General features: G+C 71.1%; 9 protein-coding genes. 8 read left to right on the top strand and 1 reads right to left on the bottom strand.

The genetic code is table 11. The annotated features are described in order from the left end of the window. Window positions 1–445: 445 nt before the first annotated feature. Window positions 446–3475, top strand: coding sequence for a beta-N-acetylglucosaminidase domain-containing protein (locus ACZ68L_RS09270; protein WP_469575524.1), 3030 nt, complete (start codon window positions 446–448; stop codon window positions 3473–3475). Window positions 3476–3688: 213 nt separating this feature from the next. Here ACZ68L_RS09270 and ACZ68L_RS09265 read toward each other — a convergent pair whose 3' ends face one another. Continuing rightward, window positions 3689–4225 carry an HNH endonuclease gene (locus ACZ68L_RS09265; RefSeq protein ID WP_018552807.1) on the bottom strand — a complete coding sequence of 179 codons (537 nt, stop codon included), beginning with the start codon at window positions 4223–4225 and terminating at the stop codon, window positions 3689–3691. 364 nt (window positions 4226–4589) lie between these two features. On the opposite strand from ACZ68L_RS09265, the gene ACZ68L_RS09260 reads away from it, so the two are divergent. The 7 genes from ACZ68L_RS09260 to ACZ68L_RS09230 all read left to right on the top strand — a co-directional run bounded on the left by ACZ68L_RS09260 (window position 4590) and on the right by ACZ68L_RS09230 (window position 12650). Then, window positions 4590–5651: a mechanosensitive ion channel family protein gene (locus ACZ68L_RS09260; RefSeq protein WP_469575522.1), complete on the top strand. Its 1062-nt coding sequence runs from the start codon at window positions 4590–4592 to the stop codon at window positions 5649–5651. A gap of 284 nt (window positions 5652–5935) precedes the next feature. Further along, complete coding sequence (locus ACZ68L_RS09255; protein WP_469575520.1) at window positions 5936–7159, top strand: ROK family transcriptional regulator; 1224 nt, start codon at window positions 5936–5938, stop codon at window positions 7157–7159. Window positions 7160–7225: 66 nt separating this feature from the next. Beyond that, the gene (locus ACZ68L_RS09250; RefSeq protein WP_469575519.1) at window positions 7226–8563 is read left to right on the top strand and encodes an ABC transporter substrate-binding protein; all 1338 of its coding nucleotides are present in this window, start codon (window positions 7226–7228) and stop codon (window positions 8561–8563) included. Between the two features lie 7 nt (window positions 8564–8570). Next, window positions 8571–9512 (top strand): carbohydrate ABC transporter permease, encoded by a 942-nt coding sequence (locus tag ACZ68L_RS09245; protein ID WP_469575517.1) that lies wholly within the window; start codon window positions 8571–8573, stop codon window positions 9510–9512. Between the two features lies 1 nt (window position 9513). After that, on the top strand, window positions 9514–10416 hold the full coding sequence (locus ACZ68L_RS09240) for a carbohydrate ABC transporter permease (RefSeq protein WP_469575516.1): 903 nt from the start codon (window positions 9514–9516) through the stop codon (window positions 10414–10416). 3 nt (window positions 10417–10419) lie between these two features. Then, window positions 10420–11685, top strand: a complete 1266-nt coding sequence (locus ACZ68L_RS09235; protein WP_469575514.1) for a 6-phospho-beta-glucosidase — start codon at window positions 10420–10422, stop codon at window positions 11683–11685. Then, window positions 11676–12650: an N-acetylglucosamine kinase gene (locus ACZ68L_RS09230; RefSeq protein WP_469575512.1), complete on the top strand. Its 975-nt coding sequence runs from the start codon at window positions 11676–11678 to the stop codon at window positions 12648–12650. The genes ACZ68L_RS09235 and ACZ68L_RS09230 overlap by 10 nt, the downstream gene beginning before the upstream one ends. Window positions 12651–12805 lie beyond the last annotated feature (155 nt).

Genomic DNA, 12805 nt, shown 5'->3' with positions numbered 1-12805 from the left:
GACACAGCGCGCCTACCCAGCGGACTCGGCCGCAGACGTAGGCGTTACCACAACGAGTTCAACGTGCCCTGGGTCACATTCCGTTCCCCGGCGGCCGGTTCTCCGTAAGACCGACCGGCAAATGGGGGGCGGCGTCGCGGGGCTGGGCACGCGCATCTGCCGCGTTGTCGTCAATCACCATGGCTCCGCCATGCCTCAATCCTCCGCCTTGCAACTGCACGCACCCAGCCCCGCTCCTTCTTCCACCCCCCATTTGCCGGTCGGTCTAAGTTGTCCGCTCTTTTCGGCCATTCGGCGTCATCTTTGGCGTCGCCGCCGACTCTCGGCCATCCCTCACCCCACCTGCCTCATCGGGCATTTACGGCACAACAACCACCCGCATTGACACCCTCGCGCGCGGGTGGTGGGCTCGGAGCCCATGCGGCGAAAGCGAGGGAGAAGAGCGATGCGGCTCAGGCGCGGAAAGCAGGCAACGGCCGTCGCGGTCGCCGTGCTCGGCGGTCTGCTCTCCGCGGGCGCTCCGGCGGCCGTCGCGGCCCCTTCGGCGCCCGGCTCCCCCACCATCACCACTCCCGACCGCGCCGACGACGGCGCCGTGCCCCCGGTGTGGCCCCGGCCCCGGTCCATCAAGGCGTCCGGGCCGTCCGTGCCGCTCGCCGGCGAGGTCACGCTCGTGGCCGACGCGCACGCCGATCCGTACGCCGTGGACACGCTGCGTCAGGTCCTGCGGGACGCGGGCGTACGCACCGTCCACGAGGCGTTGCCGGGCCGCGGCCCCGTCATCCGGCTCGGCGCCGACGGCGCCCGGGACGCCCTGCGCACGCTGCACGCTCCTGAGCGCGGGGATCTGCCCTCCGGCGGCTACCGCCTCGCGGTCGGCCGGTTCGCGGGCCGGGACACGGTCGCCGTGGACGGCGTCGGCGAGGACGGTCTCTTCCACGGCGTGCAGACGCTGCGTCAGCTGATCCGGGACGGAGACGTCGCCGGGGTCACCGTCAGGGACTGGCCCGGCACCGCCGTCCGCGGGATGACCGAGGGCTTCTACGGGCAGCCGTGGACCCGGGCGGAACGGCTGGCGCAGATCGGCTTCATGGGGCGTACGAAGCAGAACAGGTATCTGTACGCGGCGGGCGACGACCCGTACCGGCAGGCCCGCTGGCGCGACCCGTACCCCGCCGACCGGCGCGCCGACTTCCGGGCGCTGGCCGAGCGGGCCCGCGCCGAGCACGTGACGCTCGGCTGGGCCGTCGCCCCCGGCCAGGCCATGTGCATGTCGTCCGACGACGACGTCAGGGCGCTGACGCGAAAGCTCGACGCGATGTGGGCACTGGGCGTGCGCGCATTCCAGCTGCAGTTCCAGGACGTCAGCTACAGCGAGTGGCACTGCGACGGCGACGCCGACGCCTTCGGCAGCGGCCCCGAGGCGGCGGCCCGCGCGCAGGCGCGGGTGGCGAGCGAGGTGGCGCGGCATCTCGCGGACCGTCATCCGGGGGCGGAGCCGCTGTCGGTGATGCCGACGGAGTTCTACCAGGACGGGGCGACCGACTACCGCACGGCGCTCGCCAAGGAGCTGGACGACCGGGTCCAGGTCGCCTGGACCGGTGTCGGGGTCGTGCCGCGGACCATCACCGGCGCGGAACTGGCCGGTGCCCGTGCCGCGTTCCGGCATCCGCTGGTCACGATGGACAACTACCCGGTCAACGACTACGCGCAGGACCGCATCTTCCTCGGCCCGTACACCGGCCGGGACCCGGCGGTGGCGGCGGGTTCCGCGGCACTGCTGGCCAATGCGATGGAACAGTCGTCCGCGTCCCGCATTCCGCTGTTCACCGCCGCCGACTTCGCCTGGAACCCGCAGGGCTACCGGCCGCGGGAATCCTGGCAGGCGGCGATCGACGATCTGGCGGGCGGCGACGCCCGCACCCGGGACGCGCTGCGCGCGCTGGCCGGGAACAGCGCGACGTCCGTCCTGGGCGGTGACGAGTCGGCGTATCTGCGGCCGCTGCTGGCCGCGTTCTGGAAGTCCCGTGCGACGACCGACGCCACGGCGCGGGCCGATGCGGCGCGCGCGCTGCGCGAGGCCTTCACCGTGATGCGGGAGACCCCGCAGCGGCTGAAGGGGCTGGGCGACGGCCGCCTCGACGCCGAGGTGCGGCCGTGGACGGAGCAGTTGTCCCGGTACGGCCGCGCGGGCGAACTGGCCGTCGACCTGCTGGAGGCCCAGTCGCGCGGTGACGGTGCCTCCGCGTGGCGGGCGTCGCTGGCGCTGGAGCCGGTGCGCGGGGCCACGAAGGCGAGCGGTGCGACGGTCGGCGAGGGCGTGCTGGGCCCGTTCCTGGACCGGGTGCGCAAGGAGGCGGACGCCTGGACGGGCGCGGACCGTGACGTCGGTACGGTGACCGAGGCCCCGGGCAGCCACACGGTCCGGCTGAACCGGTCGCGCCCGGTGGAGACCGTGACGGCGATGACCGTGCCCGGCGGCTCGGCGGCCGGTGCGACGCTGGAGGCCCATGTGCCCGGCGAGGGCTGGCGCCGCCTCGGCACGCTGTCGGCGACCGGCTGGACCCAGACGCCGGCCAGGGGGCTGCGGGCCGACGCGATCCGGATCAGCCGGCCCGTGAGCACCGACGGCCCGTCCGCGCCGTCGGTGCTCACGGGCCCGAGGTCGCCGTTCGTCCCGGGAGGCCGGACGGGAGCCGGCGCTCCGGGGAACGCGTCGGCCCGGATCCCGCGGGTGCGCGCGCTCGTGCCGTGGTTCGGCGACGAGCCCGCCGCCCGGCTCGACCTGGCGCGCGACGAGACGGACGCCGAGATCGGTGGCGAACCGCAGCGGGTCGAGGCGCGGCTGGCGGCCCGGCGCCCCGCCGAGGTGCGCGGCGCGCTCACCGCGCGGGCGCCCGAGGGCATCGAGGTGAGCGTGCCGAAGCAGACGAGGGTGCCGCGTGGTTCCCGTACCGATGTTCCCGTCGAGATCACGGTCCCCGCGGGCACCCCGGCCGGTGAGTACGAGGTGCCGTTCAGCTTCGGCGACGAGCGCAGCACGCTCACCGTCCGGGCGTACCCGCGCACGGCGGGCCCCGACCTGGTGCGCACCGCCACCGCCTCCTCCTCCGGCGACGAGACCCCGGACTTCCCGGCGTCGGCCGCCTCCGACGGCGATCCGGAGACCCGCTGGTCCTCACCGGTCGAGGACGGCGCCTGGTGGCAGGCGGAACTCCCGCAGCCGGCCCGGATCGGCCAGGTGGTGCTGCACTGGCAGGACGCGTACGCCTCCCGCTACCGCGTCCAGGTCTCCGCGGACGGCCGCAACTGGCGCACGGCGGCGACCGTGCGCGACGGGCGGGGCGGGCGCGAGTCGGTCCGGATGGACGCGAAGGACACCCGCTACCTCAGGATCCAGGGCGACGGCCGGGCCACCGAGTTCGGCTACTCCCTCTGGTCGGTTCAGGCGTACGCCGTCGCCGCGACGGAGTAACGCCCCGGCACACGACAGGGAGCGGACCGGCGAGCGGCATCACGCGGCTTCGCGTCCGAGGCGCAGCCGCAGGGCGTCGGGAGCCCGCTCGCCGTCGCGCACCGGGTCGTGACCGCCCCGGCGGCGCACGTCCGTCCCCGAAGGTCCCGGGCCCGGCTCTGTCGTCCCCGAAGGCCCCGGTACGGCCCCGGGGACGACAGAGGCCCGGATCTCTCAGGCTGAAATGCCGTCGATCCGGGCCATGGCGTCGTCCGCGCCGAAGGGTTGCAAGTACGGCAACCAGCGCGGGTCGCGATGTCCCGTCCCGATGATGCGCCAGGCGAGGCCCGTCGGCGGGGCGGGCTGCTGGTGCAGCCGCCAGCCGAGCTCCGGCAGGTGCCGGTCCGCCTTGACGTGATTGCAGCGGCGGCAGGCCGCCACCACGTTGTCCCAGGCGTGCTGTCCGCCGCGACTGCGCGGAATGACGTGGTCGACACTGGTCGCGGCGGCGCCGCAGTACATGCAGCGCCCCCCGTCCCGGGCGAACAGCGCCCTGCGGGTCAGCGGTACGGGCCCCCGGTAGGGAACCCGTACGAACCGCTTCAGGCGGACGACGCTGGGGGCCGGAACGGCCCGGGTGGCACTGTGCATGAAGGCGCCCGACTCCTCAAGACAGATGGCCTTGTTTTCGAGCACGAGGACGAGCGCGCGGCGGAGCGGTACGACGCCGAGCGGCTCGTACGACGCGTTGAGAACCAGGACATGCGGCACGGTGGATGCCTCCTTGTACGCCGGCGGCGCGTGGCTCGCGCCGGGACGATCCGATCTCAGTTTCTCCTCACGCCTGGTCGAAGCGCCACCACGTACGGGTAACGGGCCGGGAGGATTTTTCCCGCTCGCCGTCGCCCGCACCGCCTTCGCCCGGCCCAGCAGGCGCTTCGGGGCCCCGGTCGGGGCGGCCCCGGCCCGATGTGCGATCGGCCACACACCACCCGTACGGGCCCGGTCCCTTTACCTCTTCTCCTCTCCCGTTTCCCCTTCCTGAGCGTGTCTCTCCCCTTGATCACGGCAATGGAGCACTCCCGATGCCCCGTTAGTGTGGTCGGGCCGCCGTCGTCCACCTGGAGGTTCCACCGTGTCCCTGTCCGCCCTGTTGGCCGCAGCTCCGTCACCCGGGGCCGGGACCTCGTTGGACGAGGCCGCCGAGCAGGCCGGGAACGCCGCGGGCTGGGTGGAGGAGAACTGGTCCACCTGGCTGAGCACCGGTCTGCGCATCGTGCTCATCGCCGCGGTCGCGGTCGTGTTGCGCATCGCGATCCGCCGTGCTCTCACCAAGCTCATCGACCGGATGAACCGCAGCGCCCAGGCGGTGGAGGGCACCGCGCTGGGCGGGCTGCTGGTCAATGCGGAACGCCGCCGTCAGCGCTCCGAGGCGATCGGTTCCGTACTCCGCTCCGTCGCGTCGTTCCTGATCCTCGGCACGGCCGCCCTGATGATCCTGGGCGCGTTCCAGATCAATCTGGCGCCGCTGCTCGCCTCCGCCGGTGTGGCCGGTGTGGCGCTCGGTTTCGGTGCGCGCAACCTGGTCACCGACTTCCTCTCCGGTGTCTTCATGATCCTGGAGGACCAGTACGGCGTGGGCGACACCGTCGACGCGGGCGTCGCCTCCGGCGAGGTCATCGAGGTCGGGCTGCGGGTCACCAAGCTGCGCGGCGACAACGGTGAGATCTGGTACGTCCGCAACGGCGAGGTGAAGCGGATCGGCAACCTGAGCCAGGGCTGGTCGACGGCGGGCGTCGATGTGACGGTGCGCCCCACGGAGGACCTCGACAGGGTCCGTACGGTCATCGACGAGGCCGCCGCGGCGATGGCCAAGGAGGACCCGTGGAACGAGCGGCTGTGGGGCCCCGTGGAGATCCTGGGCCTGGACTCCGTGCTCCTGGACTCGATGACGGTCCGGCTGACCGCGAAGACGATGCCGGGCAAGGCGCTGGGCGTGGAGCGCGAGTTGCGCTGGCGGATCAAGCGGGCCTTCGACGAGGCGGGCATCCGGATGGCCGGCGTCCCGGCCCCGGCGGACGAGCCCTCCGCGGCCGACCCGACGGCCGCGATGGCGGCCCCGTCCGCGTACGCTTCGGCGACCTCGCCGCAGTCCCTGGCCACGACTCCGATCCCGCCGCCGAACATCTCGAAGTAGGACCGGCCGGGCCGTGCGCGTTCGGCCGGGCGAGTGAGGGGCACCCCGCGAGGTCTGCGGGGTGCCCCTCGTCCGTATGTCCGTGAGCGAGGCGGCGTGACCGCAACTCGGTTCCCCCATACCCTGGTTGGGAAGGCGCCGGGAAGGATCCCCGTATTCCGCACGCCGCTCGGGTAACGCTTTGGTAGCCACCGGAGCGCTGCCCATTGACGGCCCGGTGACGTGCGCATACCGTCCTCTCACCGAATAGGAAACTTTCCTAACAGAGGGCAGGTGCAGTGCTCATGGCCGGAACCACACCGGGTACCCCCCGCGTTCTGCGGGCCATGAACGACCGGGCCGCCCTCGATCTGCTGCTGGAGCACGGGCCCCTGTCCCGGACCAGGATCGGGAAGCTGACCGGGCTCTCCAAGCCCACCGCGTCGCAGCTGCTGGCGCGGCTGGAGGCGGCCGGCCTGGTCGTCGCGACCGGGACCGTGGCGGGACGGCCGGGGCCCAACGCCCAGCTGTACGCGGTGAACGCGCGGGCCGCCCATGTCGCGGGGCTGGACGTCAGCGCCCACCGGATCGTGGCCGCCGTCGCCGATGTGACCGGAGAGACGGTCGGGGAGTTCGAGCTGCGCACCCCGGGGCGGCGCGCCGACTCCGTGGTGCGACAGGTGGCGGACGCGCTGGACGGGGCGGTCAAGGACGCCGGACTCACCCGCTCCGATGTGCACCGGGTCGTCATCGGCACCCCGGGCGCCTTCGACCCCGGTACCGGGCGGCTGCGCTACGCCTCGCACCTGCCCGGCTGGCACTCCCCCACGCTGCTGGACGAGCTGGCGGCCTTCCTGCCGATGCCGGTCGAGTACGAGAACGACGTGAACCTGGTCGCGGTGGCCGAACAACGGCGCGGCGCGGCGCGCGGGCACGACGACTTCGTCCTGTTGTGGAACGAGGAGGGGCTCGGTGCCGCCCTCGTCATCAACGGGCGGCTGCACCGCGGTTTCACCGGCGGCGCCGGCGAGGTCGGCTTCCTCCCGGTGCCGGGAGCCCCGCTGGTCCGCCAGGTCACCAAGGTGAACGCGGGCGGGTTCCAGGAGCTGGCGGGCGCCCAGGTGCTGTCCCGGCTGGCCCGGGAGCTCGGCATCGACGACGAGCTGAGCCGGGGCTCGGGCACGCATCACGAGGTCGCGGCCCGGCTCGTCACCCGGGCCGCCGAAGCCGCGGAGTCGGGCGAGGACGGCCCGTACCCCCGGCTGCTGGATCTGTTCGCCACCGGACTCGCGACCGGCCTCGCCTCCATGATCGCCGTGCTGGACCCGGAACTCGTCGTGCTGTCCGGCGAGCTGCTCGCGGCCGGCGGGGAACAGCTGCGCGGGCGGGTCGAGTCGGAACTCGTCGAGCTGGCCGCCTCCCGGCCCCGGCTGATCACCGGTGAGGTGACGCGCCGCCCCGTACTGCGCGGCGCACTGGAGAGCGCGCTCGCCACCACCCGTGACGAAGTCTTCGACACGTCGCGCTGACCCCTTTTCCACCACTTCCTTCCCTCTCGCCCTGCTCCTTCCCCACCTTCATCGGGAGACACCGCCATGTCCGGAAACCGCCGGAAGTCGGCCGCCGCGCTCGCCACGGCCGCCGCGCTATCGCTGTTCGCCTCCGCCTGTACGGGCCAGAGCAACTCCGGTGCCAGTGATGACGCGTCCAAGGACACGACCATCAACTTCTGGCACGGCTGGAGCGCCCCGAACGAGGTCGCGGGAATCAAGGCCACGGTCGACGCCTTCACGAAGGCGCACCCCAACATCCATGTGAAGATCGTCGGCAATATGACCGACGACAAGATCAACCAGGCGCTGCGGGCGGGCGGTTCGAACGCCCCGGACGTCATCTCGTCGTTCACCACGAACAATGTCGGCAAGTTCTGCTCGTCGAAGGCGTTCGTCGATCTGAACCCCTTCCTGAAGAAGGACGGGATCGACCCGGACAAGACCTTCCCGAAGGCGATGAACGAGTACACGCAGTTCGACGGGGTGCGCTGCACCGTGCCGTTGCTCGGTGACGCGTACGGCCTCTACTACAACAAGGACGCGTTCGAGGCCGCCGGCATCAGCAACCCGCCGAAAACCTGGTCGGAGTTGGCCGCGGACGCCAAGAAGCTGACGAAGACCAAGGGCGACTCGTACGAGCAGCTCGGCTTCATGCCGAACTACCACGGCTACGAGACGACGACCGAGCACTACCTCGGCAGCTGGGACCCGGAGTACTTCGACGCGGACGGCAAGTCGAACATCGCCAAGGACCCGGCGTTCGCCACCATGCTCACCGCCCAGAAGAAGCTGGTCGACGACCTGGGCGGCTACGAGAAGCTGGAGAAGTACCGTACGGCGTTCGGTGACGAGTGGGGCGCCAAGCACCCGTTCCACACCGGTCAGGTGGCCATGCAGCTGGACGGCGAGTGGCGGCTCGGGATGGCCGAGGAGACCAAGCCGAAGTTCGAGATCGGGGTCGCCCCGATGCCCGTCGCCGACGACGAGGCCGACACCTACGGCAAGGGTTATCTGACCGGCACCATCGCCGGCATCGCCGCCACCTCGCAGAAGCAGAACGCGGCGTGGGAGCTGGTGAAGTTCATGACGACCGACACCGACGCGGTGGTCGGCTTCGCCAACGCCATTCACAATGTGCCGTCCACGCTGGAGGCGCTGAAGTCGCCGAAGCTGAAGTACGACCCGCGGTTCAAGACCTTCCTGGACATCGCCGCGAACCCGAACAGCACCACCACCCCGCCCTCGGTGAACGGCGGCGCGTTCCTGGTGTCCCTGCAGAACCTCGGATTCGACATCGAGAAGGGCAAGCAGACGGACGTCAAGGCGGGTCTGGAGAAGACCGCCAAGGAAATCGACGCGGCCATCGCACAGGCGAAGTAGAACAGCGATGAGCACGTACACACTGCGCTCGAAGCGCCGCCGGTCGGCCCTTCGGACGGCGGCCTTCATGTCGCCGTGGCTGATCGGGTTCTGTGTCTTCTTCGCCTACCCGCTGATCTCCACGCTCTACTTCTCCTTCACCAGCTACGACGGTTTCGCGGCCCCGGAGTTCAGCGGGCTGAAGAACTGGTCGTACGTCTTCGACGACTACCCGCTGTTCTGGCCCGCGCTGCGCAACACGCTCTGGCTGGTCGTGGTCATGGTGACCTGCCGGGTGGTGTTCGGCCTCGGCGTCGGGATGCTGATCACCAAGATCAAGACGGGTACCGGGGTCTTCCGGACCCTGTTCTACCTGCCGTATCTGGCCCCGCCGGTCGCGGCGACCCTCGGCTTCGTCTTCCTGCTCAACCCGGGGACGGGTCCGGTCAATTCGATCCTCGGCGATCTGGGGCTGCCCACGCCGGGCTGGTTCACCGACGCCACCTGGTCCAAGCCGGCACTCACCGCGCTCGCGGTGTGGGGGGTGGGCGACCTGATGGTGATCTTCATGGCCGCGCTGCTCGACGTACCCAAGGAGCAGTACGAGGCGGCGGAGCTGGACGGGGCGTCCTCGTTCCAGCGGTTCCGCTTCGTCACCCTGCCGAACATCTCGCCGATCGTGTTGTTCGCCGTGGTCACCGGGATCATCCAGACGATGCAGTACTACACCCAGCCACTCGTGGCCGGGAAGGTCGCCTCGGGCGTGATGGGGGGATCCGGGCAGCAGTTCGAGCCAGGCTATCCCGACAAGTCGACACTGACGCTCCCGCAGCTCGTCTACAACCTCGGCTTCCAGCGCTTCGACTACGGCTCGGCCTGCGTGGTCGCGCTCGTTCTCTTCGTACTCGCCATGGCGTTCACCGCACTGCTGATGCGGCGCCGCAGCGGGCTGATCCAGGCAGGTGAGTGACGTGGCGCAGGCTCTCGACACCCTGAAGGCGGCCGACCGGGCGGCCGAACCGGCCACCCCGGCCGAACGCACGGCACGCCGCAAGGCGCTGCTGAACTGGATCGCCGTGCACGCGCTCGGCGTCGCGGCCGCGCTCTTCTTCGTGCTGCCGTTCGTCTTCCTTCTGCTCACCTCGCTGATGAGCGACCAGCAGGCGCTGACCCGCGAGCTGTGGCCGCACCCCTTCGAGTGGAGCAACTACCAGAAGGTCTTCGACACCCCGGGCTTTCTGACCTGGTGGAAGAACACCCTGCTGTACGCGGGGCTCGGCACCGTACTCACCGTCGTGTCGTCGCTGCCCGTGGCCTACGCGCTCGCCAAGTTCCGCTTCCGGGGGCGGCAGCTGTCGCTGATGCTCGTCATCTCGATGATGATGCTGCCGCCGCAGGTCGTCGTCATCCCGATGTATCTGTTCTGGGCGAAGCAGCTGGACATGTCCGGCACGCTCTGGCCGCTGATCATCCCGATGGCCTTCGGCGACGCGTTCTCCATCTTCCTGCTGCGGCAGTTCCTGCTGACCATCCCGAACGAGTACCTCGACGCGGCGAAGGTCGACGGCTGCGGTGAGTTCCGCACGCTGATGAAGGTCGTCGTGCCGATGGCCAAGCCGGGCATCGCCGCTGTCGCCCTCTTCCAGTTCTTCTACGCCTGGAACGACTACTTCGGCCCGCAGATCTACGCCTCCGAGAACCCGGCCGCCTGGACGCTCAGTTACGGCCTGGAGTCCTTCAAGGGCGCGCACCACACCGACTGGAACCTGACCATGGCCGCGACCGTACTGGTCATGGCCCCCGTGATCCTCGTCTTCTTCTTCGCCCAGAAGGCTTTCGTCGAGGGCGTCACACTGACCGGAGTAAAGGGCTGACCTATGAAGCTCGCAGTAGTTGGTGGCGGGTCCACCTACACACCTGAACTGATCGACGGCTTCGCCCGGCTGCGGGACACGCTGCCCATCGAGGAGCTCGTGCTCGTCGATCCGGCGGCCGACCGCCTCGAACTCGTCGGCGGCCTCGCCCGGCGGATCTTCGCCAAGCAGGGCCACCCGGGGCGGATCGTCACCACCTCGGACCTCGACGCGGGCGTCGCCGACGCCGACGCCGTCCTGCTCCAGCTGCGCGTCGGCGGCCAGGCCGCCCGCAACCAGGACGAGACCTGGCCGCTGGAGTGCGGCTGCGTCGGCCAGGAGACCACCGGGGCCGGTGGTCTCGCCAAGGCGCTGCGCACCGTCCCGGTCGTCCTGGACATCGCCGAGCGGGTCCGCCGCACCAATCCGAACGCCTGGATCATCGACTTCACCAACCCGGTCGGCATCGTCACCCGGGCGCTGCTCCAGGCCGGGCACAAGGCCGTCGGCCTGTGCAACGTGGCGATCGGCTTCCAACGGAAGTTCGCCCGGCTCCTCGACGTCACGCCCGCCGAGGTGCATCTCGACCACGTCGGGCTCAACCACCTGACCTGGGAGCTCGGTGTCCGCCTCGGCGGCCCGGACGGCGAGAACGTCCTGCCGAAGCTGCTCGCCGAGCACGGCGACACCATCGCGGGCGATCTGCGCATGCCGCGCGCGATCGTCGACCGGCTCGGCGTCGTCCCCTCGTACTACCTGCGCTACTTCTACGCGCACGACGAGGTCGTACGGGAACTCGGCACCAAGCCGTCCCGGGCGGCCGAGGTGGCCGCGATGGAGAAGGAACTCCTCGCCATGTACGGCGACCCGGCGCTGGACGAGAAGCCCGCGCTGCTCGCCAAGCGCGGCGGCGCCTTCTACTCCGAGGCGGCCGTCGACCTGGCGTCCTCGCTGCTCGGCTCGGGCGGTTCCCCGGTGCAGGTGGTCAACACCCACAACAAGGGGACGCTGCCGTTCCTGCCGGACGACGCGGTGATCGAGGTGCAGGCCCGGGTCGACGGCACGGGTGCCACACCGCTCGCCGTACCGGAGCTGGACCCGCTGTACGCCGGTCTGATCGCCCACGTGACGGCGTACGAGGACCTCGCCCTGGAGGCGGCGCTGCGCGGTGGTCGGGACCGGGTGTTCAAGGCACTGCTCGCGCACCCGCTGATCGGTCAGTTCGAGTACGCCGAGGCGCTCACCGACAAGCTGATCGCGCACAACCGGGAGCACCTGGCGTGGGCGTGAACGCTTCGGTCCTCGCGATCGACGCGGGGAACAGCAAGACCGACGTGGCCCTGATCGGTGCGGACGGGACCATTCTGTCGACGGGCCGAGGCGGTGGCTTCCAGCCGCCGGTCGTCGGGATCGAGGCGGCCGTCGACGTTCTCGGCGCGGCCGTCGGACAGGCGCTGGAGCTGTCCGGCGTACCGGCCGGTGCCGTCGCGCATGTCTCGGCCTGTCTCGCCAACGCCGACCTCCCGGTGGAGGAGGAGCAGTTGGCCGAGGCGCTGGGGGCGCGTGGCTGGGGTGCCACGGTCGAGGTGCGCAACGACACCTTCGCGATCCTGCGGGCGGGGGTGGACGAGCCGCGGGGTGTGGCCGTCGTCTGCGGCGCGGGGATCAACTGTGTCGGCATGGTGCCGGACGGGCGGACCGCGCGCTTCCCGGCCATAGGCCGGATATCCGGTGACTGGGGCGGCGGTGCGGGGCTGGCCGAGGAGGCGATGTGGTTCGCCTCGCGGGCCGAGGACGGCCGCGGTGAGCCGACCGAGCTGGCCCGCACGCTGCCCGGACACTTCGGCCTCGGCTCGATGTACGCGCTGATCGAGGCGCTGCATCTGGGGCACGTCGAGTTCGAACGGCGGCACGAGCTGGCTCCGGTGCTCTTCGCGACCGCGGCGGCCGGTGACCCGGTGGCGGGCGCGCTGGTGGACCGGCTGGCGCAGGAGGTCGTCGCGATGGCGTCGGTCGCGCTGGGCCGGCTCGGTCTGCTGGACGAGGAGGCGCCGGTGGTACTGGGCGGCGGGGTGCTGGCGGCCCGTCACCCGCAGCTGGACGGCAGGATCGCCGAACTCCTCGCGGTACGTGCCCCGAAGGCGGTGGTCCGGGTGGTGACGGAGCCACCGGTGCTCGGCGCCGCGCTGCTCGGCCTGGACCGCATCGGGGCGGGCTCCCCGGTGCACGAGAGGCTGCGTGCGCAGTACAGCTGATCCGGCCCGTCTCCTCCCAGGGGCGTCCGCGGCGTTTCGCGCCGCGGACGCCCCTTGTGCAAGGGAACCGATCAGTTGTCCCGGACGTGTTCATGGGTGGGGAGTTCGGTCCGCTCAGGGGATTGATCCGCCGATCGGCTTGATCGGCGGCGCGG

The sequence above is a fragment of the Streptomyces sp. NPDC104309 genome (genome assembly GCF_055584025.1).
Note: the sequence above shows the minus strand (reverse complement) of the source record. Positions and strands in the feature narration are given on the sequence as shown.

What these genes read in the sequence shown, in the direction of transcription:
- ACZ68L_RS09270 (WP_469575524.1), top strand. Translation starts at nt 446, where the DNA reads ATGCGGCTCAGGCGCGGAAAGCAGGCAACGGCCGTCGCGGTCGCCGTG.
- ACZ68L_RS09255 (WP_469575520.1), top strand. Translation starts at nt 5,936, where the DNA reads ATGGCCGGAACCACACCGGGTACCCCCCGCGTTCTGCGGGCCATGAAC.
- ACZ68L_RS09250 (WP_469575519.1), top strand. Translation starts at nt 7,226, where the DNA reads ATGTCCGGAAACCGCCGGAAGTCGGCCGCCGCGCTCGCCACGGCCGCC.
- ACZ68L_RS09245 (WP_469575517.1), top strand. Translation starts at nt 8,571, where the DNA reads ATGAGCACGTACACACTGCGCTCGAAGCGCCGCCGGTCGGCCCTTCGG.
- ACZ68L_RS09235 (WP_469575514.1), top strand. Translation starts at nt 10,420, where the DNA reads ATGAAGCTCGCAGTAGTTGGTGGCGGGTCCACCTACACACCTGAACTG.